This is a genomic window from Alteromonas sp. AWJ4_199, from assembly GCF_056159165.1.
The window spans coordinates 1643480-1663766 of sequence record NZ_JBSWUR010000001.1; the positions used below are offsets into that span (position 1 = coordinate 1643480).

Annotated in this window: 18 protein-coding genes; 5 read left to right on the forward strand and 13 right to left on the reverse strand. The window is 45.0% G+C overall.

Annotation, left to right across the window (positions count from 1 at the left end):
* Positions 1-135: 135 nt before the first annotated feature.
* The 3 genes from ACXAER_RS07135 to efp all read right to left on the reverse strand — a co-directional run bounded on the left by ACXAER_RS07135 (position 136) and on the right by efp (position 4430).
* Positions 136-2625, reverse strand: coding sequence for a TonB-dependent receptor (locus tag ACXAER_RS07135; RefSeq protein ID WP_474827892.1), 2490 nt, complete (start codon positions 2623-2625; stop codon positions 136-138).
* Positions 2626-2802: 177 nt separating this feature from the next.
* Positions 2803-3771: an elongation factor P--(R)-beta-lysine ligase gene (gene epmA, locus ACXAER_RS07140; RefSeq protein ID WP_474827894.1), complete on the reverse strand. Its 969-nt coding sequence runs from the start codon at positions 3769-3771 to the stop codon at positions 2803-2805.
* Positions 3772-3860: 89 nt separating this feature from the next.
* Positions 3861-4430: an elongation factor P gene (gene efp / locus ACXAER_RS07145; protein WP_179982333.1), complete on the reverse strand. Its 570-nt coding sequence runs from the start codon at positions 4428-4430 to the stop codon at positions 3861-3863.
* A gap of 36 nt (positions 4431-4466) precedes the next feature.
* Here efp and epmB point away from each other — a divergent pair, with 36 nt between their 5' ends.
* Positions 4467-5492, forward strand: coding sequence for an EF-P beta-lysylation protein EpmB (gene epmB / locus ACXAER_RS07150; RefSeq protein WP_474827896.1), 1026 nt, complete (start codon positions 4467-4469; stop codon positions 5490-5492).
* Between the two features lies 1 nt (position 5493).
* Here epmB and ACXAER_RS07155 read toward each other — a convergent pair whose 3' ends face one another.
* Complete coding sequence (locus ACXAER_RS07155) at positions 5494-5685, reverse strand: hypothetical protein (protein WP_474827898.1); 192 nt, start codon at positions 5683-5685, stop codon at positions 5494-5496.
* Between the two features lie 278 nt (positions 5686-5963).
* Here ACXAER_RS07155 and priC point away from each other — a divergent pair, with 278 nt between their 5' ends.
* Positions 5964-6296 carry a primosomal replication protein PriC gene (gene priC, locus ACXAER_RS07160; protein ID WP_474827900.1) on the forward strand — a complete coding sequence of 111 codons (333 nt, stop codon included), beginning with the start codon at positions 5964-5966 and terminating at the stop codon, positions 6294-6296.
* A 97-nt stretch (positions 6297-6393) separates the two neighbouring features.
* Here priC and ACXAER_RS07165 read toward each other — a convergent pair whose 3' ends face one another.
* Both ACXAER_RS07165 and ACXAER_RS07170 read right to left on the reverse strand, forming a co-directional pair.
* Entirely contained in the window at positions 6394-7689 is a 1296-nt protein-coding gene (locus tag ACXAER_RS07165) for a hypothetical protein (protein ID WP_474827902.1), read from the reverse strand.
* Positions 7690-7866: 177 nt separating this feature from the next.
* On the reverse strand, positions 7867-8568 hold the full coding sequence (locus tag ACXAER_RS07170; RefSeq protein WP_474827904.1) for an HAD family hydrolase: 702 nt from the start codon (positions 8566-8568) through the stop codon (positions 7867-7869).
* Between the two features lie 229 nt (positions 8569-8797).
* Between ACXAER_RS07170 and ACXAER_RS07175 the strand changes: the two genes are divergently transcribed.
* Positions 8798-9472 (forward strand): hypothetical protein, encoded by a 675-nt coding sequence (locus ACXAER_RS07175; protein WP_474827906.1) that lies wholly within the window; start codon positions 8798-8800, stop codon positions 9470-9472.
* Positions 9473-9582: 110 nt separating this feature from the next.
* Here ACXAER_RS07175 and parE read toward each other — a convergent pair whose 3' ends face one another.
* The 5 genes from parE to nudF form a co-directional block, all read right to left on the reverse strand.
* Positions 9583-11478: a DNA topoisomerase IV subunit B gene (gene parE, locus ACXAER_RS07180; RefSeq protein WP_474827908.1), complete on the reverse strand. Its 1896-nt coding sequence runs from the start codon at positions 11476-11478 to the stop codon at positions 9583-9585.
* A gap of 113 nt (positions 11479-11591) precedes the next feature.
* The gene (locus ACXAER_RS07185) at positions 11592-12173 is read right to left on the reverse strand and encodes a YqiA/YcfP family alpha/beta fold hydrolase (RefSeq protein WP_474827910.1); all 582 of its coding nucleotides are present in this window, start codon (positions 12171-12173) and stop codon (positions 11592-11594) included.
* A 127-nt stretch (positions 12174-12300) separates the two neighbouring features.
* Positions 12301-13104, reverse strand: a complete 804-nt coding sequence (locus ACXAER_RS07190) for a metallophosphoesterase family protein (RefSeq protein WP_474827912.1) — start codon at positions 13102-13104, stop codon at positions 12301-12303.
* Complete coding sequence (locus tag ACXAER_RS07195) at positions 13101-13541, reverse strand: DUF1249 domain-containing protein (RefSeq protein ID WP_474827914.1); 441 nt, start codon at positions 13539-13541, stop codon at positions 13101-13103. Before ACXAER_RS07195 ends, ACXAER_RS07190 begins: the two co-directional genes overlap by 4 nt.
* A complete protein-coding gene (gene nudF, locus ACXAER_RS07200; RefSeq protein WP_474827916.1) occupies positions 13538-14164 on the reverse strand; it encodes an ADP-ribose diphosphatase in 627 nt (208 codons plus the stop codon). The genes ACXAER_RS07195 and nudF overlap by 4 nt, the downstream gene beginning before the upstream one ends.
* Positions 14165-14460: 296 nt before the next feature.
* On the opposite strand from nudF, the gene tolC reads away from it, so the two are divergent.
* Positions 14461-15858: an outer membrane channel protein TolC gene (gene tolC / locus ACXAER_RS07205; RefSeq protein WP_474827918.1), complete on the forward strand. Its 1398-nt coding sequence runs from the start codon at positions 14461-14463 to the stop codon at positions 15856-15858.
* A 117-nt stretch (positions 15859-15975) separates the two neighbouring features.
* On the opposite strand, the gene ACXAER_RS07210 is transcribed toward tolC, so the two are convergent.
* Positions 15976-16128 (reverse strand): hypothetical protein, encoded by a 153-nt coding sequence (locus tag ACXAER_RS07210; RefSeq protein WP_474827919.1) that lies wholly within the window; start codon positions 16126-16128, stop codon positions 15976-15978.
* 188 nt (positions 16129-16316) lie between these two features.
* Here ACXAER_RS07210 and ACXAER_RS07215 point away from each other — a divergent pair, with 188 nt between their 5' ends.
* Positions 16317-17153 carry an ion transporter gene (locus tag ACXAER_RS07215; protein ID WP_474827921.1) on the forward strand — a complete coding sequence of 279 codons (837 nt, stop codon included), beginning with the start codon at positions 16317-16319 and terminating at the stop codon, positions 17151-17153.
* A 127-nt stretch (positions 17154-17280) separates the two neighbouring features.
* Here the strand turns inward: ACXAER_RS07215 and prsT are convergent, their stop codons facing one another.
* The gene (gene prsT, locus ACXAER_RS07220; protein WP_474827923.1) at positions 17281-20055 is read right to left on the reverse strand and encodes an XrtA/PEP-CTERM system TPR-repeat protein PrsT; all 2775 of its coding nucleotides are present in this window, start codon (positions 20053-20055) and stop codon (positions 17281-17283) included.
* Between the last annotated feature and the right edge of the window lie 232 nt (positions 20056-20287).

The window sequence follows — 20287 nt, forward strand, 5'->3', positions numbered from 1 at the left end:
ATCACTATTTTCGGACTATTTATCTTTGCTGTGCAAAGCCCCAAAAAACTGCGTTCACCATTTTTCACTCAGCATAAATAAAAAGGGCGGAGTAACAAGTTACACCGCCTTTGCTTAATACAGTAATGCTGTTAATTAAAACAACGCTCTCACACCCATAGTAAAGTTTCTACCTGGAAGCGGTGCTTGGTCTTTTAAGAAAGATGTATGAACACGGGCATCTTCATCAGTCAGGTTTTCACCACGGGCGAACAATACCCAGTCGATACCTTGAGAACCAAACTCATACTGTACGCTTGCATTTACCAATGTATAGCCATCGGTTGTGGTTTCGAACGACGCAACTTCGTTTTGGTCGTCGTACCATGTAAAGCCTACGTCAGCGCTTAAACCATTGTTCACGTAGCTCAATTCACTACCAAAGCGCATAGGTGGCGTGCGCGGAAGGTTGTCGTCTTCGATTTCTGCGCGAATATAGTCACCAAATACGGTTAAGCGTAGCGTATCTGTTAAATCAACATAGGTTTCTGCTTCAAAACCCCAGATGTCAGCGTCAGCCTGTTGAAAGTAATAGATAGGCAAGCCTTCTTCAGCGCCGTGCTCATCATGCTCGTGCTCTTCGTGTTCGCCCTCTAGTTCTTCTTCCTCATGCTCGCCGTGTTCTTCATGCTCACTAAGTGCAATTAAACCTGTGCTCGTTTGGAAAATATAGTCATCCGCCTGATTATAGAAGAACGACGCACTGTAGCCCCAGCTTCCGGTAAATTTACGGAAAGTAATATCTAGGTTGGTGCTTACTTCTTCTTTTACGCCTTTAAGTGTTTCTTCAATATGACCTTCTTCATCCATATCAAATACTAAACCCACTTCGTAGCTTTGGGTTGCTAAATGCTGGCCCGCAGAGAAAAGCTCTTGCTGGCTAGGCGCACGTTCGCTGCGTGATAAGGTTACAGCAATTGAATGACCTTCCTGATATTCCCAGTTAGCGCCCGCTGAAAGTGACAAGCTGGTAAAGTCATAATCAGGGAAGTTGAAGGCAACAGCGTGCTCTTCATGCTCTTCGTCGTGTTCTTCGCCCTCGTGTTCCTCGCCTTCATGTTCTTCATGTAATACGTCCAGTTCCACTTCGCTGGCATCAGCGTCTAAGGTCGTGCGCTCTAGTCGGCCGCCAAGCTCAAACGTTACATCGCCTACTTTCTTTTGTTCTATTAGATAAAGTGCGTAGCTCGATGTGGTATTAGCTGGGGTAAAGGCTTCTTCGCCCACGGCATTGTAATCGCTATGATTAAACTGTAGCCCGAATACGCCGTGCCAGCCGTTCACCTCTTCGTGGTAAGCAGAAAGACGGATATCGCTCGACTCATTAGTGAATACCGTACCTGGTTCACCGTCTTCAATCTCAGCATGTTCGTAGTCAGTGTAAGCTGCCGCAAATTTAAGGTTAGTTAGCCCTTTAAAGGGTGAATGCCATTCACCGGCTGCTTGATAGCGAGTCATATCTACATCAAGTAGCACACCTTCTTCACCATGATCATGTTCTTCGTGCTCTTCTTCATGCTCTTCTTCATGCTCTTCGTCATGTTCATCGTGTTCCTCTTCATCGTGAGCATGACTGTGGCCTGGCACGCCATATTCGTTGTCTAATTGCTCAACCGCAAAACCGAAGTAGCCTTCTTCTGCCACGTAAGAAAGACCTGCAACAACGTTGCGAGTCTCCATCGCACTGCTCTCTAGTTCACCATAAGGCTCATCGTCATCAGGGTCGACAGATGCATATCCTGGAATATCCGCATTGTCGGTGTCGCGATAAAAACCGTCTACGTGCCACACAATATTTCCACTACCGCCAGTCACATCTGCGCGGGTGTACGAACCATTATTCACTGTGCTATAGCTGGTTTCTGCTTCGCCTTCCACGCCATCTACTTGGTACTGAGGAATACGCTTGTCAACCACGTTCACCACACCGCCAATAGCGCCACTGCCGTATTGAAGTGTTGCTGGACCGCGAAGTACTTCTACCTGTGTTGCGCTAGAAAGCGTAGCCGCTACGTTATGGTCTGGACCAACGCGAGAAACGTCAGAAACATCTAGGCCGTTTTGAACAATCTTTACACGCGGGCCATCGTTACCGCGAATAACTGGGCTGCTTGAGACTGGACCGAAATACGTGCTGTGCACACCTGGCGCGTTTTTAAGGGTTTCACCTAACGTAGGCGCTTCGATTTTACGCAGCTTCTCTGCACTGATAACAGTTACTGGCGTAACAGATTCAAGTACAGATGATTGAAGTGCGTTAGCGGTAACCACGATATTTTCAACGGATGCCGGCTTTAATACAAAATCGACATTTTGATCCGTATTTACGTCGCCTAAGTCGTTGTCACCATGAATGTAGTTTGAAGAATAAACATGTAAATGAATATGCGGCTGTTTTACGTCGTCGAAGCGGTACACGCCATTTTCATCGGTGTATGCTACACGGCGGCTGCCTTCGATTTTTACTTCAGCCCCTGCAACAGGTTGCCCTGCCGTGTCGGTGACTTTTCCCGTTACTGTGGTGGCATACACAGGCGCACTTAACAGCCCTGCTATGGACAAACTTAGCAGCGAACGCATTTTCATGGGTATTCCTCTGAGGATGTTATAACATTATTTAGTGATGTTATAACATTTTTCAGCATCGACCTGTTCATGTCAACAGCAGGTCAACGTAACTTACCAGTTATCTAACGTTATTTAATGTTTTGTGAACTTTTAAGTGCGAAATTGACACTTTTCATTGCCATACAGCTAAAGCGCTTAGGATATGCTTACACTAAAATTAATGACCTCTTTAATATGTGACGCGCCTATTTTTAACATGAGTAACCTGTCGACACCCAAGGCCACACCTGAACACGGTGGTAACCCCGCTTCAAGAGCGCTTAAGAAATTCTCATCGATAGGCTTTGTGGGCAATCCATTTTCCTTGCGCTTCTCGTTGTCCCTTTCAAAGCGCAGCCGCTGCTCTTTTGCTGCAGTTAACTCATGAAAACCGTTGGCCAGTTCTGCGCCTTTGTAGTACACCTCAAAGCGTTCGGCAACCCGTTCATCAACTGGGCTTAGTTTGGCAAGCGCCGCCTGAGAAGCTGGGAAATCGTAGATAAAACACGGTTTTTCGTTACCGATTTTAGGTTCGATTACATAGCTGAATAACAGTTGTAACTTGCTGTCATAGCTTAGATTTTGCGGCGCGTGAATATCTATGTTCTGCTCTTCCATTGCCTTTAGCAAAACGTCGTTATCAGCACTTAACGGGTCAATATTTAAATAGGTTTGAAAAGCTTGCTGATAGGTCATCTTAACGGCCGAAGCCGTGTTTAAGGTTTCTTGCAGCAAGGCGTCAACCTCGTCCATTAAAGCGAAGTGATCAAAGCCTAAGCGATACCACTCTAGCATAGTAAATTCTGGGTTATGCCAGCGCCCTTCCCCTTCGTGGCGAAACGCTTTACACACTTGATAAATACTGCCGCTATCAGCGCACAGTAAGCGCTTCATGGCATATTCTGGCGAGGTCTGAAGATACAACTTACATGGCTTACCAGATGAGGCAAAATTGAATTGTGTATCAAACGCGTCTAGATGCTCATCGGTAACTGTGCCGTTTGAAAGTAAAGGCGTATCTACCTCTAACACGTTTCTTGCGTAAAAAAACTCGCGGATGCTTCTGAGTAATTCTGCACGCGCTACACGCGCATCATGTGTGGTAGTCGGCTGCCAAGGCTGCATCTATTAAAACCTATATAGTAAAGCTAAAACAAAAAGCCGGTACACGAAGGCACCGGCTTTTATACGTAAACAATATGCGCGCACAGCGCTTATTTTTGTGCGCGAGACACGTATTCGCCAGAGCGCGTATCTACACGGATAACTTCGCCTGTCTGAACGAATAGAGGAACGCGAACAACTGCACCCGTGCTAAGCGTTGCTGGCTTACCGCCAGTACCTGCTGTATCACCTTTAAGGCCAGGATCAGTTTCAGTGATTTCAAGCTCAACGAAGTTTGGCGGCGTTACTGTGATAGGTGAACCGTTCCACAGTGTAATAGTACAAACGTCGTTTTCTACCAACCACTTTTGGTTCTCGCCCACCGCTTTTTCGTCTGCAGCGATTTGTTCGAATGTATCGTTGTTCATAAAGTGGTAGAATTCGCCGTCGGTGTACAAGTAGGCAAGCTCTGTATCCATTACATCAGCGCCTTCTACTGATTCACCTGAGCGGAAAGTTTTTTCTAAAACTTTACCTGAAATAAGCTTGCGGATTTTTACGCGGTTAAACGCTTGGCCCTTACCCGGCTTTACGTATTCGTTTTCTAGAATGTTGCAAGGTTCGCCGTCCAGCATGATTTTCAGGCCGCCTTTGAACTCGTTAGTGCTGTAATTAGCCATAATTCCTCTGTCTAAACATAAGGTACAAAAAGTTTCGTGGAACAAATAATACCTAAAAAACCGATTTCTGTAGAGCATAACTGGCAAAAAGAATTGGCGAGTAGCTACACCGATCCTGCAAAACTGTTGCAGCACTTAGGTTTAGACGAAGAAAAATACGCTCAACACATTAAAGCACGCCGCCTTTTTCCCATGCGTATTCCACGGCATTTCGTTAGCCTTATGGAAAAGGGAAACCCCAACGACCCCCTGTTTTTACAGGTTATGCCGCTTAGCGACGAATTTCTCACCTCACCGGGCTACAGCGAAGATCCGTTAGACGAGCACGACACCGAAGGTAAAGGCATACTGCACAAATACGATTCTCGCGTGTTGTTAATGGTTCGCACCGGTTGTGCGGTAAACTGCCGTTACTGTTTCCGTCGCCATTTTCCTTACGCCGAGAATGCAGTAAGCAAACACCAATGGCTTGATGTGCTGGATTACCTTCGCAGTAATAACAAAATTAATGAGGTAATTTTTTCAGGTGGCGACCCACTGATGGCAAAAGATGATCATTTGTCGTGGTTAGCCAACGAAATTGCCGCCATTCCCCATATAAAACGCTTGCGTATTCATAGCCGCCTACCCGTAGTACTGCCAGAACGAATTTGCCATGACTTTGTTGAATGGTTTACCGCATTGCCGCTTCAAAAAGTATTGGTGCTGCATGCAAACCACGCGAATGAGATGTCAGAAACGCTAAAAACCCGATTAAACGCATTACGAGAGAGAGGTGTGACCTTGCTCAATCAATCGGTATTGCTAAAAGGTGTGAACGATTCCGGCGATGCAATTAGTGATTTAAGTGAAACACTGTTTGAAGCAGGTGTACTGCCTTATTACTTGCACGTATTGGATAAAGTGCAGGGAGCAAGTCACTTTTATGTGAGTGATAATGAAGGTCGTCGAATCATGGAAGAAGCGATAAAGCGCCTGCCGGGCTTTTTGGTGCCAAAACTGGTAAGAGAAATTGGCGGTCAACCCGGCAAAACGCCTATCGACTTACATTTGCATCCCTAACTTACGCGTAGGTATCGACGTTGGCGCCTAACGCGGGGTTTGAAGATGACGTTTTTGGTACGTCAGCGGCTGATTCCAGCAGCTGAAGCGACGCTTTACCCTCTTGCTCTTGTTGGCTTTTTGCCAACTTAAGAGAGGCCAACTCAAGTGACGCACCGGACGTTCCAGAGGCACTAGCACCTTGTAGATCCATACCATTTTCCTTTGTTGCTTGTAGCAAAGTAAAAAAATGGGCAGAATTGCCCACCCTTACGATGTGTTGAACGTTACGAAACCAGCAAGTTCTTTAGTGAACCGCAGGTGTTGTAGTTTACAACACTGATAAGTTATCGGCCTTGAAAGGCGAAACTTTAATCATTATTTACCGTGATACATTCGGCGTAGCATAAATGATAGCTGCGCAATATATATGAACATTAAGTGTGCGGCTAACACGTGCACCGGATTACATTAGAAACAAAAGGCGTGACTATGCAACAGAGCCAAGAGATGCAAGCTGTCCATCAACAACTTCAAGAAACACTTCAAACGCTGCACCGCAAAGCCGTTGATGCCGACCTAGTTTTAGATAACTTACAGCGCGATCAAAAAGGAAAGTTTGCAGCCGTTTTCGCAGATGACAGTGGGTTTAGTACATCAGCCAAGCGCTTTGGCCCCTATGTGCAAGAGATTGCAAACGACTGGCAATCGCTAAAGGAACTGGATGACGATGCCGCTAAGCAGGCACTTGCACCTTTGGTTAAAAAAATTGAATTGGCCCTTGTAACCATTGCACAGTTTCAGCAGTCTCTCGCTAAAAAGTAGCCTAGAACTACAAGTGAGTAAAACAAAGCCCGCTATAATAGCGGGCTTTTTATAGATTAATTTCTTACTTACGCCACGCTCTCACATGCCTAAGCGCTTATTTTTGGTAAAGCGGCAGCAAGCTGATTCTACGCTTAATTTCCTGTACTTCTTTCAAATAGGATTTACTGTCTACCCGCTGATACTGCTCGATAAATGCTTGCTTACTTAAGCCTTCAGGCAGGCCTTCAATAGGCGGGATAATTTCAAGTTCACTTTGGATGCGCGCCATCGCGTTTTGTACTTCTATCGCGGTACTTGGGTTGGTAGCGACTTTAGCAAACTCAGTACCTGACATATCTGCCGCTAAATCTACAAAGCTATAGCCCGAACCACCGTTGCCCCGGTCCATTAGCTCTTTAAACTCGCCAATTGCTAGGGACATACCTTGTTCAGCCATTAACTCTAATGCAGCAGAAATAATGAAGTGACGAGCCAAATCGTTGCGCTTGTGCAGCACCGCACCTCTGCGAGGCTTTAATGCTTTTTCGGAATCTGGCTGTATGTCGCCCACCAGAGTCCCAACACGATGATGCCCAACGTAAACCGCTAAAGCGAGGATTACCGCATTATTATGCAGTACTGCATCTTCAGGGGTTTGGCTTTGCTCTCGCGCTCGTGCCATTCCTTCACGCAAGTATTCAGTAAGGGATACCGGTTGATTTGATAAGGCTATTTCTCTACCAGACAAATAACGCAAATAGTACGCGGATAACTGCTGAAGCTCAGTTTGTTCGCTTACAGACATGTTCGACGCCACCACGTTTAGCTCACTTAGCAGCTCATCTAAACGCCCAACATCAAGGGTTAGTTCACCACGCCCCATTGTTACTCGCTCTACCCGAGACAGCGCAATGGTGGCTATTTCGGATTGCGTGTAATAGTTTACCGTACGTTCTAAAAAGCCGAGTAAAAAACGGCCTGGAATGGTTAAGTCGCCAACTTTGACTTGCTCTATACGTAAGCTATCACCAGGTAATACTAATGCCGAGGCATTGATGTAATAACCTGTACTATCAATGGCGTAAGTAACATTTATGGTGCCTCCCCATGGGGTGATATTCACTACGCCCTTAAAGTCAGGTAATGCGCGCTGCAACACACCCACTAAGCTTTCGACTTGAGTTTCGGTAAGCGTAACTTGATGCCCCTTTTCTCGGCGGGAAAACGCTTGTTGCAGCTGAGCTAGTAGCTCGTTCACACTATCAGCACCATCAAGCTGTGTAGGCGCTGTCGATGCGACTAACGGCGCTTTTTGCACAGCCATAATCGTAACCGTAGCAACGCTTACTACAAGCAAAACAACAATGATGGCAATAGTAATCAAAAGCCATTTTACGCTACGCAAAATCATGAGAAATTAGCTGTACCTGTCATAACAATTTATAAAAATAAGTTAACGCCTCTGGCGTTCTTTGCTGTAAAACAAAGAAGGTTACGCCCTAACGTGCTGGTTATACTACGTTATCTATTTTCGCGCCACCAGTGACAAGTGGCACGACAAGTCGGTAATTATTCTTCACAGCATTCGCTAAAAAACGAGTTCGCAGTCCACCCAGTCTTTCAAGCTTGTAAACTGCACTGTAGCACCAGACAAGTCATGATGTTTCGACAACTCCGTGGGTATTACGACGCAGGCTAGGTTTGCAGCAAGTGCCGCTGTCATGCCGGTTTGCGTGTCTTCAATGGCTACACACTCGCTAGGCAATTTACCTAGCTTATCCATTGCAAGCGCGTAACAATCTGGGGCGGGCTTACTGTTTTCAACATCTTCTACGGCGACCACACAGGAAATATAATCACTCAACTCATATTGAGATAACGTTTTTTCTACAGCCTTTTTACTTCCCCCGGTCACTATACCAATGGTAAAGCCATTGTCTGCACATTGTTTAATGGTCTCCCTAGCATATGGCATCAAAGGAAAAGCTTGCTTATCGAGATAGTTACTCACGCTTTTGTGTTTCTGCTGAGCCAGCAACTGCGGTTCTATATCAATATTAAAATGCTCAACTAAGTCCACTGCGTTTTGTTTGACCGGTATCCCTGCCATTACTTCGCAATAAAAATCCTTGCTTAGCTCAACATCATATTTCAATAAAATGTCTTTCCAAAGGTCAAAATGTACGGTTTCTGAGTCAATCAGGGTACCATCGTGGTCAAATAATAGCGTTGTGGTGTTATCGCTCACCGCTAACTGGCGTGTAGATGAAGAAACTGAATGCAATGCCAAAATAAACCTCCTTGCTATTAAAACTAAATTTCGGTGTTGAGAATACATAGAACGCTATCGGCACTGAAAAACCGATATCATCCTGTCTATTGTCTGTTATTTCATTTCGAGAAGGTGAAACAACGTAGTCATTACCAATGACGAATGATGCAGAGACTAGGCCAGCCACTCCTGTGGTACACTGAGAGCCTCTCACCAGTTTGAAAATTTTTTACGTGGAGCTAACTGCGTGCTTTACCACATTTTAGGCTTTGCCAGTGCCGCGCTTTTTTTACTAACATGGTTAGGCTTATGGTCACAAATTAAAGCTATGACGCACCATCAAGTGTCCGTTACAAGCGAGAAAAGCGATGCGAACCACAGCCTGTCGCTAAACCAGTTTGGATCTAGCTATTTTGCGTTTTTCTCTATTTTCCTATTCGGTATTTCGGTAGAGCCTTTTAACCATTACTTGGTTTGGACGCGTTTTGGCGCGCTCATTCTTACGCTCATAATAATTTGGAAAATATGGCAACATAGGCGCACTACTATTTCAGGCTACGTTGCCGCTATTGCTGTGCTTGCGCTAGTTGGCGGTACCCTTTCCATTGCTTTTCGTCCCTTCCCAATGCTTGCGCAACTTGGCGCAAACACGTTGATGCTGGTAGTCACCGTCATATTATCTCAAGGTTCGCTACATCAGTGGCTTGTGTTGCAGCGCAGACAAAAAGTAGGTTCGCTGTCCTTCGCGTTATTTCGAAACATCTTAATAAAAGACGTTAGCACCTTAATGTTCGGCTTAACAATGCCGTTAAGCCAAAGCTGGCCGCTACTCATCTTAAACGGCACCAGTGTCATAATGCGCGGCAGTATTTTACTGCAGATGCACAAACTAAAACGCCGAGAACTCCATGTTTCAGGATAGTATCTCGGCGTTTTCTATTCGCGTTTTTATGACGCTTTGGTTTTTAACCAGCTTTTAAAGCATCGTCGCTCATTCAGTGCGTTAACTCTTACAAGCGCTAGAGCCGTACGCTATAGCGCAACTTCTGCCATATTCCCTTTGCTTTCAAGCCAGGTTTTACGATCGCCAGAACGCTTCTTAGCAAGCAGCATATCCATTAGCTCCATCATCTCTTCAGCGTCTTCAATAGTCAGCTGAACAAGGCGACGGGTGTTCGGGTCCATGGTCGTTTCGCGAAGCTGTAGCGGGTTCATTTCACCTAAGCCTTTGAAGCGCTGTACGTTCACTTTGCCCCGTTTCTTTTCCGCTTCAATTCGGTCAAGAATTCCCTGCTTTTCACCTTCATCTAGGGCGTAATACACTTCTTTGCCTACATCTATTCTAAATAGCGGCGGCATAGCGACATACACATGGCCTTGCTCTACTAAGGCTCTGAAATGACGTACAAAGAGTGCACATAGCAAGGTTGCAATGTGTAGCCCATCCGAGTCAGCATCGGCAAGAATACAAATTTTACCGTAGCGTAAACCAGACAGGTCGGTTGAATCTGGATCTATACCCAGCGCCACAGAAATATCGTGAATTTCCTGTGATGCCAGCACCTGAGAAGAGTCGACTTCCCAGCTATTTAAGATTTTACCGCGCAAAGGCATTATTGCCTGAAACTCTCGGTCACGCGCTTGTTTAGCCGAGCCACCTGCCGAGTCACCCTCTACTAAAAACAACTCAGAGTAAGAGATATCTTGTGACGAGCAGTCGGTTAATTTACCCGGTAATGCAGGGCCTTGAGTAACCTTTTTACGGGCGACTTTTTTCACCTGTCGAAGACGACGCTGTGCATTGTTAATACACATTTCAGCCAGCGCTTCAGCAATTTCAGTGTGCTGGTTTAGCCACAAACTAAATGCGTCTTTCACCACACCCGATACAAACGCACTGGCCTGACGCGAAGACAAACGCTCTTTGGTTTGGCCCGCGAACTGAGGGTCCTGCATCTTAGTTGAAAGAATGTAGGCACAGCGGTCCCAAATATCGTCTGGCGATAGCTTAACGCCACGGGGCATTAAGTTTCTAAATTCGCAAAACTCACGCATCGACTCCAGCAAGCCTTGACGCAGTCCATTAACGTGGGTACCACCTTGTGCTGTAGGAATAAGGTTAACGTAGCTCTCTGTTACCAAATCACCACCTTCGGGCAACCACATCACTGCCCAATCCGCCGCTTCAGTATTGCCGCTGAACGTGCCTACAAATGGCGTATCTGACGGTAAAGTTTCAAATTCTTCCACAGCTTGGTAGAGGTAATCTTTCAGACCATCTTCGTAATACCACTCTTGGCTTTCTTTGGTAACTTTGTTGTCAAAGCGTATACGCAAACCTGGACTTAATACCGCTTTGGCACGCAGATTATGGACAAGACGACTAACAGAGAACTTTGCAGAATCAAAATATTGCGGGTCGGGCCAAAAATGTACACGGGTACCTGTATTGCGCTTACCGCAGGTATCAATAACTTGTAAATCTTCTACTTTGTCGCCGTTTTCAAAGGCGATTTGATATACGTTACTGTCTCGTCGAATAGTTACTTCGACGCGAGTTGAAAGCGCGTTAACGACCGAGATCCCCACTCCGTGAAGACCACCAGAGAAGGCGTAGTTCTTATTTGAAAACTTACCGCCTGCGTGAAGCTTACATAATATAAGCTCTACGCCTGATATTCCCTCTTCAGGGTGTATATCCACCGGCATACCACGACCATCGTCGATAACTTCTAACGATTGGTCTTCATGCAAAATAACTTTGATATTAGAGGCATGGCCGGCTAGCGCTTCATCCACACTGTTATCGATGACTTCCTGCCCTAAATGGTTTGGACGGGTGGTGTCGGTATACATACCAGGACGGCGTTTAACGGGGTCAAGGCCGTTTAAAACCTCGATAGCTTCTGAATTATATTGATTTGACATAGTTATGGTTGTTATTTAAGCCAGCGACAAAGAAAGAGGTACGCGGCGCTTAAGCAAAGCGCTGCACAGCATAGGTTTGATGTTAGCAGGGCGAGTACAGACTGGCAATGCGCTTATTTCAGCAAAAACTCGGCAATAGCAGGCAAGTGATTTTCGTAACCTACAAAGCTGTGATCGCCACCTTCTTCAATAACCAGATGACTTTGTGCGTACTTTTCAGCCGCTAAGCGATAATCCAGTGTTTCATCCTCTGTCTGAAGCAGCACTTTGTAATTGCCTGGCGTTTTAATTGAAGCAGCTTCTAATGCTTGGATTACCCCCATATCGCTTTCTACTATTTCAAACTTTTCTTTGCTGTAAGGGTTTTCGTGGGTACCGATAAAGCCTTGCAATAGCTCGTAAGGGCGAACAGCGGGATTGATTAACACGGCTTTGCCACCAAACTTTTCAAGCAAAAACGTAGAGAGATAACCCCCCATTGAACTACCAATCAGTTTAAGCCCGTTTTCAAGCAGTGCTGGGGTGCTATCAATAAGCTCAAGCAGCTGACTTTCAACTTTGCTAGGAAAGTTAGACAGTTCAGGAATATGTAAGGTGACGTTTGAGTGATGCTGCTCAAAATATTGTTTAGTGGCTTGGGCCTTTATGGACTTCGGCGAGCTCAAGAAGCCATGAAGATATAAAATGTGCTGCATATTTTTCTCTATTCTGTGTTCTCTGTTCTTTTTTGTTTCTTTGTTTTCGCTAAACTCGATGCAAGTATGAATCGGTTTTTAACGCCAAACGCGCCTAGCGCATCCTTCAAAGCCAAGCTCGACTGAGCTAAACCCTAACAACGGTAACGTTTACCGTACCGTCATCCATTAAATTCATCACTTGATACCCCGGCGTTTCATTGCTAACACCAAACTCGGGCCGCATTTCCCACTGCCAACACGTAGAAGGGCTGCCGTAAGAAGGCGTATTGTGCTTTCCTATCTGCTGGCGTAATGGCGAATGTACGTGTCCGTGTAGGAAAGCTTTTATTTGCGGATATTCATCTGTAAGCGATACTAACCGCTGAGCATCAACCAAAGAGTGCTTATCCATCCAACTGTTTGAAGGCAATATGTGATGATGAAGCGCAACAAGATGATTTGTCTGCGGCGACGTAGTTAACGATTGCTCTAGCGCCTGTATATCGCTTTCTTTTACTTTCCCCGCTGCCGTATGCATATTACTTATAGCGCGGGTATCCATGCCGTGTATTTGCCAATTGCACAAGCTTAACGAGTCATTGCTTTGTAAGTGCCGACTGCCAACGTATTTTTCGAAGTACGGATTATTGTCATGGTTTCCCGCCAGCACAAGCCATTCTATATTTGCTGGCTCAATATGTTGCTCCATCAATGCAATAAAATGCTGATAGCTCTCAGGGGAATTATCGCCGCTAATATCCCCAGTAACCAGCACGACTACTAGGTGCTTTGCCCTATTCTCTGGCTCGCTGGCGACTTCTTGAACAATGTGGACTTGAATATTAGAAAGCACACGGGCTAGTGAATCATAAGGCGCGATGCCCGCATATCCCGTCTTATCTTTGTCCTTTAGTAAGTGGCAATCACTTAGCTGAATGAGTGTAATCACGCTTCAGAAGTAACGTTTGAGGAATGTTGCAAACAGAAATTTAGCCATTCAGCTAAAAAGATATTCACCATGTGCTTTTCGTTACGCTGGCGCATTTTTAAATTCGGATATTCGTACGAAGGTTCAAGCGCCCCCGTATTTTGGCTATTGATAACCTCTGCCATGCGCGCATCATGATATAGGCGAACCGTCATACTTGGCGTTAGGTATGACGGCATGTCTTTAGTAGTTTGCTTGATGCTTAGCGTACTGGTGTAGCGAGCAGAGTCCACGATCCTAATCTCATAGGCCAACCCCATGCCAACGGAAAATTCATAACTCAAGTCTTCTGTATCGCAATCAGGTAGCATTCTAAGAACATAAGCATAGTTCAGTTCGCAAAGCGCCTGCATTGACGGAAGATGAGGGATGTATTTTCGTTGATTGCGTTGTGTCACGATGTCTGCCACTGCTCCAGAAGTTGTGTTTTATGCATAAAGAACCATTGTAGCGCAATTACCGCTGCGGCGTTGTCTATATGGCCATTTTCTAGCCATTCAAGAGCGGTATTCTCTTTTACGCGACGCACTTTAATATCTTCAGACTCGCTTTCTAGGCCGTGGATACCTTGTGCCAAGCTTGCATCAGTCTTTGCTATAAATATATGTAATCTTTCCGTGGTACCACCTGGACTCGATAAATAGCTTAAGGCCTTGGTCAAGTTTTTTAACTCTATTCCCGCCTCTTCCATCGACTCTCTATGGCATACATTTTCTGGTGTTTCCCCCTTATCTATCATGCCTGCGATAATTTCTATTAACCAAGGGCTTGAAGATGTGGCTAACGCCCCAATTCTAACCTGCTCAATTAGCACGAATTCTTGCAGAATAGGATCGTAGGGCAAAACCCCCACCGCGTGGCCGCGTTCAAATATTTCTCGCGTGACCGTGTCACTCCATTCTCCATTAAAACACTTGTGCTTAAATTGATACTGATTCATGGTAAAGAAACCACGATACACTGGCTTAATGTCGGTGATTTCGACGTCATTTGAGGTAAATGAAAGGAATTCCTTGCTCATTTGCTGACACTTATGGTTCAAATAGATTTATCATACATAGTACATTTACACACCAACCATGTATACGCATGAAAAATGCGATACGGCGTGTGAGCGAATAACAGAAAACTCATATTACAAGTCGTCTATTACTATAATAATTGCGTGGGTAGATCACATATTCTGTTACAGTTAATCGAATACTGTTACGAGTTTGGACTTTCGGTTTGTGGTTGAATTTTCATACACTTGGTTTTAATAAGTCGTCTCAACGAATAAACGACGACGCAACTTGAACACAACAGGAAGACGTAAGCATGAAACGAACACTTCTGTCGCTAGTTATCGGTGTTTCGATGACAACTGGTGCGCTAGCCGATGACCTAATGCAGGTATATCAACAAGCACTGGCGAACGATCCATTGGTAAACCAAGCGAAAGCGCAACGTGATGCTGCGTTCGAAGGAATCAGTCTTAGCCGCGCAAGCCTACTACCCCAAATCTCTGGCTCTGTGGGTTACACCCAATCTGAATCAGAACGCTTCCAACAAGCGGCTGGTGACAACGGCCTTCAAGTATTCACAACAGATACTGAAGTAGACACGCTTAACTACGGTTTATCACTTTCAATGTCTTTATACGACCACGCAAACTGGTTGGGTCTAGACCGCGCAGAGAAAGTAGCAGAGCAAAGCGATGCGCAACTTGCTGCTAGTATGCAAGACGTTATTGTGCGTACGGTTACAGCTTACTTTGACGTATTGCGCGCTCGTGACAACGTAGAATTTGTAGGTGCTGAAAAACGCGCCATTGAACGTCAGCTTGAGCAAACACGCCAGCGCTTCGAGGTAGGTCTAACAGCTATTACTGACGTGCACGAAGCGCAAGCGAACTACGACAGTACAGTAGCTCAGGAAATCCAAGCGAAAAACCAGCTTGAGTTTGCCCTTGAAGCACTTCGTGTTATTACCGGCAAGTACCACGACCGCCTTTTCGGTCTAAATACAGAGAATTTTTCTGCGACTATGCCAGTACCAAAAACTGTAGACAGCTGGCTAGAAACTGCACAAGACAAAAACCTTGCATTATTAGTTGACCGTTTGGCCATGGACGTGGCAAAAGAAGATATTGCTATTGCGCGCTCTGGTCACTTGCCAACATTATCACTGTCTGGCAGCTACGGTCGCTCGAAAGATGATGTTGATGCTGAAGTATTAAATGACGACGGCTCTACCACACCGTTTGGGTATGAAACGCCGTACTTGGATAACCAATCAATTGGCATTACGCTGAACGTTCCAATCTATCAAGGCGGTAGCGTAAGCGCGCAAACGTCGCAAGCGAAGTACAACTACGTAGCGGCCAGCCAAGCCGCAGAGCAGACGTATCGTCAAACGGTACAGTCAGTTCGTAGCTCGTTTAATAACGTAAAAGCGTCTATCTCTACTATTCGCGCTCTTGAGCAGTCAGTGGTGTCTGCAGATAGCGCACTTAAAGCCACAGAAGCGGGCTTTGATGTAGGTACACGTACTATCGTTGATGTACTTGATAGCACACGTAACCTGTTTGATGCGCGTCGTAACCTTGCGGGCGCACGCTACGACTTTATTCAGTCAGTAATTACGCTTAAGCAAGCGGCAGGTACATTGACAGGGGAAGACGTGGCTATGATCAACCGAGGTCTTAAGCCAGTTGAGAGCGATAGCAACAAATAGATTGTTTTATATCGCAAGGTAAGCGTTTGATAATGCTGTAAATAGGGTGGCTACTGGCTACCCTTTTTTGTGCGTGTTTAGCGTTTATAGCCCATGTGTTGCGGTGTAAAAAGATGCTTATCTGGCGCAAGAAAACTTCTGTAAAGCACCTAACAGCTGCCGGTACTCTGCACACAATGCCTCGGCATTTTGCTTAGTCATTACAAAATTAGATAAACGCATTGAAACGACGCGTAATTTCTCTTGCAACAGCTGTAACTCATCATCCATGATTATGCCCTTTGGATTTGTCTCTATTTTTAGTGATGTTATTTTTGCCGAGTTTAAGGCTTTAAAGTCGCCTTTTTGACCCTACATTCTGCCATATAATAGGTGCAAACAACTACTTTAGTATAACGCCAAGTAAGCTTACGACAAGCCTCTTGGTTTATTGTTTTTTTCTTGAGTGATAAATAAAAATGCAAGCCTCTGAACTACAAAACAAATTTGAGCGCATAAGAGCAAATAAATGGTTTGAAGCCTTTGTTATCAGCGTCATCGTGATATCGGCGTTATTAGTCGGTGCGAAGACCTATGAATTACCTACCGGCATGTCATCTATTACTTTGTTTTTAGACTGGTTTATAAGCGCGTTCTTTTTAACTGAAATCACAATTCGCTTCTTAGCGGAAAAGCAAAAGCGTTATTTCTTCAAAAGTTTCTGGAATTGGTTCGACACCCTCATTGTAGTTATCAGTCTTATTCCGGCAGACGACACTGAACTAGCGCTAATTGCGCGTTTAGTGCGGGTCTTCCGCGTGCTTCGTATGATTTCAATCATTCCAGAGCTTCGAATATTACTTGTTTCTCTAGTAAAAGCTTTGCCACAGCTAGGCTATGTCATGCTGCTGATGTTTATCATCTTCTATATATACGCAGCGGTAGGTAGCACATTGTTTGAAGATATTAACCCTGTTCTGTGGGGCGATATTACTATCTCAATGCTGACACTCTTTAGGATCATGACCTTCGAAGATTGGACTGATGTGATGTACGAAACTCAAGAAGTCTACTCACTAAGCTGGATTTTTTACCTAACCTTTATTTTCTTTACCGCGTTTGCCTTCCTCAACATGGTCATTGGCATTGTGGTAAATGTGATGGAAAGAGAAAACGAAAAGGCAAGAGCAGAAAAAGAAGCCGCCCTACTTGAAGAGCAAATCGCACAAGGCAATATCGAGCCTACGCTGCATGACGTGATCAAAGAGTTGCGAGAGCTAAAAGCGCAGGTTGCGTCACAAAATAGTAAAGCGTAGATAACTAAGACGGTAGCTGCCTTAGCTAACATAAAAAGAAGGCCACAATACAAAGTGGCCTTCTTTCGTTTCACTTTTTGTTACTAAAGAAAGCTAAGTGGGTTAGCTAAACCTTTATTAAAGCGCCTTACACGCCGTATTGATGCTTGAGGTTTTCTACTCTTTGCTTCGCGGCTTCAGAAGTAAACTCCCTACTTGCTAAGCGTCGTTTTGCTAACTCTTTTTTATCAAGTTCAAGCAATAAGGCGACGTGATTTAAATACACTTCATCGCTAGCAATGGACCCTGTCGATATTTGCTCATAAAGGGTTAGCGCTTCTTCTTTCTCACCTTTAGCGATATAAATCTGAGCCAATGTATCCACAGCATCAGCATTTTCTCGCTGCAGCGATACCGCTTTTTTCGCTAGCTCTTCTGCTCTCTTCAAGTCTTTATCTTCAAATGCTAAATACGCCAAGTTGTTAAGCACCACAAAATTATCAGGCGTTTTTGTAAGTATAAGCTCATAAGTATCAATAGCTGCGGCTCTATCATTACCTATTTGACGCTCAGCTAACAACATTGCACTTTGTACGTCGTTATTGTGCGCATTTACGTGCTTTTGTAGAAAGCTAAATGCTTGCTCTTTTTTCCCTGACATCTCAAGGGCGGCAACTAACAGCAAAGCATTGTCCGAGTTTGAAGTAGCGTCATAAGCCGCTTTTGCGTGGTCAACGGCCTGTTCTGGCGCTTTATCTATAAGGTGTAAGCGGGCAATAACGCCCCTTACGAACGGCAATGCCTTAACATCATCAGAGACGCTGTTGATGATCTCCCATGCCGGTTTTGACTGTCCAAGACGGCTTTGAAAATACGCTTTCAAAAGCGTTAGTTGGGGGTCAGGGCGCTTAGACAGCACCTTGTTTGTTAACGCTAGACCTTGCTTGAATTGCTTTTGTGAGTCGACAATAAGCAGCTTTCCTAATACCGCATTTTTATCTTGTGGGTAAAATGATAGCCAGCGGTCAAAGAAAGCCGTTGCATCTTCTACGTTGTTCGTAGCAATTAGAGCCTGACCTTTTAAGTTCCAAAAAGTCTGAGGAGATGACTCGTCACCTTCAACATCGGCTAAAAGCGATACAGTTTTGTCTAACTGGCTAGTTAGTGAATACATTCTCGCGAGTAAAAGGCGTAGGTTTATATCGTCTTCATTAGCATTAAACTGCGTTTGTGCATGTTTAAGAACGGTATCTGCATTCCCATTTTCCATTGCCAACCCAAACCATAGCGCCAGCGCTTGAACGTCAGCAGGGTTCTCGTCGATAAAAGCGCGGATAAACGCGACTGCATTTTGTTTCTTGCCCTCGGCGACAAGCAATTTAGCTCTGGAGTACGTAACCTCATTACCAGCGTCGTTAAGCTCGCTCGCTTTGTCTAAGTACTGCGCCGCTTCTTGATAAGCGCCTTCAGCCGTTGCAATGTTTCCCAAATAAATTAAGGGAGCCGCTGTCTGTGGCGACGCTTCATGCCACTCTTTTGCCGCACTTTTTGCCTTTTCAAGCTGGTTAGTCGCTATGTAGGCGCGCAGTAAGGTTGCTTGTGAAGTAACAGACTCAGGCGCTTGCTCAACCGCCTGTTCAAGATTTACTAATCCATCAATGTCGTTTAATGAAAGTTGTAACACACCTAAACGAGATAAGTCTTCGGCTGTTGTGCTGACCCCTTCTGATTTTTCTATCATCTGCTGAGCGCCAACAACGTTGCCTTCTCTAAGCAATTGGTAACTGGCTTTCGAAAACAAGGCAGCATCAACACCTTGTTCACCTTCGACTCTTGCTAGCACTTCAAGAGCCTCATCGTTTTCACCTAGTTGAAGCATGCTGTCTGCTAGCATTCGAAGACCAGGGTGATTATCAGGCAAGCTAGACGCCACCATCGTTAAATGCCGCTGGGCCGCCTCAAAATCTTGTATTTGATATGCACTAAAACCCGCAACCAGACGCACAACCTGATCGCTCCTACCGTTTTGAACGGCTATTTCCAAGTGCTCAAGGGCTTTCGCGTAATTTTCGTTGGCCGACTCAATAATGCCTTTGAACGTATTTAGCAGCGGATGGTTTTCGTTTAGCACCAACAAATCATCCACAATAGGCTGAGCTTTATCCAGATCTCTTATTTCAATGAGAAGCGCGGCATACGCAAATTTGCTGGTAACGTCATCTGGAAACTGTCTAACATAAACGCTATATACCTCTGCAGCTTTCTCTGGTTCGCCATTTTGCAGATAAATTTTGGCAAGTTGTTGCAATACGTCTTTGTTGGTCGGCGCTTGCTCGCGCAAGGCTTCTGTTGCAGCTAATGCGCCTTCCATATCGTTTTCTAGCACAAAGGCATAACTATCAATAAGGCCTTTGTAAACCGAACTGGTATCTAGGGTAGAAAGATCGGTTAGAAGCGCTTGCGCCTCTTCTTTTTTACCAAGCTGCAACAGTGCTTGAAGCTTATAAAAGCCCACTTCTGCTGATTCTACCGCGGTCATTCCTTCTGCGCGATAATCTACTTCAGCGAGGGCATTTTCCGCTCCTGACTGTTGATAGGCCACAGATAACAATGGAATAACTTGACTAACGGGATGGCCTAAATCCATTGCCTTGTTAAGTTCTTTTTCTGCCGCCGCATAATTGTTTTGTTGTAGGTATAGTTTTCCTAGCTCAAAACGAGGCTCGGCCGCATTAGGGCCTTTCTGAATAGCGTTTTTGTACTCAACAATGGCGGCATCAAGCTGCTGTTGAGAGGCATAGTTTCTCGCATCAGCCAAATGGCTTTCCATCGACTTCTCGCTACACCCTGACAAAAGTGCACTGGTTAACATTACCGCTAACGTGGTCCGTTTAATTAATTTATTAGTTCTATGCTTTGTCATTGTAATTCCTTGCCCTTCCTCAGATTTTTGTCGTCACATACCTGCTCTTTGTCAAAAGCACTGACTAAACTGCTTATTATTTCATCGAATTTGTGCAATTTCGTGGCAACCTGTCCATTATTCGAATATAATACGGTTTTTTGCAACACTGCTGGCAAGCATATCGCGAAATACGCTAAGAATACGCTTCATTAACTCGCCGGACAGGCCAGTTCAACGCTGTATAGCGTCT

Excerpts from the sequence above, each read along its gene's own strand:
- ACXAER_RS07135 (WP_474827892.1), bottom strand. The coding sequence starts at position 2,625 with ATGAAAATGCGTTCGCTGCTAAGTTTGTCCATAGCAGGGCTGTTAAGT.
- epmA (WP_474827894.1), bottom strand. The coding sequence starts at position 3,771 with ATGCAGCCTTGGCAGCCGACTACCACACATGATGCGCGTGTAGCGCGT.
- efp (WP_179982333.1), bottom strand. The coding sequence starts at position 4,430 with ATGGCTAATTACAGCACTAACGAGTTCAAAGGCGGCCTGAAAATCATG.
- ACXAER_RS07155 (WP_474827898.1), bottom strand. The coding sequence starts at position 5,685 with ATGGATCTACAAGGTGCTAGTGCCTCTGGAACGTCCGGTGCGTCACTT.
- priC (WP_474827900.1), top strand. The coding sequence starts at position 5,964 with ATGCAACAGAGCCAAGAGATGCAAGCTGTCCATCAACAACTTCAAGAA.
- ACXAER_RS07165 (WP_474827902.1), bottom strand. The coding sequence starts at position 7,689 with ATGATTTTGCGTAGCGTAAAATGGCTTTTGATTACTATTGCCATCATT.
- parE (WP_474827908.1), bottom strand. The coding sequence starts at position 11,478 with ATGTCAAATCAATATAATTCAGAAGCTATCGAGGTTTTAAACGGCCTT.
- ACXAER_RS07185 (WP_474827910.1), bottom strand. The coding sequence starts at position 12,173 with ATGCAGCACATTTTATATCTTCATGGCTTCTTGAGCTCGCCGAAGTCC.
- nudF (WP_474827916.1), bottom strand. The coding sequence starts at position 14,164 with ATGAGCAAGGAATTCCTTTCATTTACCTCAAATGACGTCGAAATCACC.
- tolC (WP_474827918.1), top strand. The coding sequence starts at position 14,461 with ATGAAACGAACACTTCTGTCGCTAGTTATCGGTGTTTCGATGACAACT.
- ACXAER_RS07210 (WP_474827919.1), bottom strand. The coding sequence starts at position 16,128 with ATGGATGATGAGTTACAGCTGTTGCAAGAGAAATTACGCGTCGTTTCA.
- ACXAER_RS07215 (WP_474827921.1), top strand. The coding sequence starts at position 16,317 with ATGCAAGCCTCTGAACTACAAAACAAATTTGAGCGCATAAGAGCAAAT.
- prsT (WP_474827923.1), bottom strand. The coding sequence starts at position 20,055 with ATGACAAAGCATAGAACTAATAAATTAATTAAACGGACCACGTTAGCG.